Annotated in this window: 1 pseudogene; it reads right to left on the bottom strand. The window is 38.6% G+C overall.

Annotated elements, in window-relative coordinates:
• A pseudogene (locus SB775_RS32595) lies at positions 1-246 on the bottom strand (bifunctional 3,4-dihydroxy-2-butanone-4-phosphate synthase/GTP cyclohydrolase II); the annotation flags it as partial.

The following is a 246-nucleotide window of genomic DNA, read 5'->3' as shown; positions in this document are numbered from 1 at the left end:
CCTTGTAAGCCAGCAATTTTTCGTGGATTATTCGTTAATAATCGTAAACTTTGTAAGCCTAAATCTTTTAAAATTTGAGCGCCAATACCGTAATCACGAAGATCAGCTGAGAACCCAAGTTTTTCATTTGCTTCTACAGTATCTAACCCTTCTTCTTGTAACTTATAAGCGCGAAGCTTATTCAGAAGGCCAATGCCTCGTCCTTCTTGTCTCATATAGAGAAGAACACCTTTTCCTTCACGCTCA

The organism is Peribacillus sp. SIMBA_075, assembly GCF_046534585.1.
The sequence above is the reverse complement of the archived record's forward strand: the minus strand, read 5'-3'. Positions and strand labels throughout refer to the sequence as shown.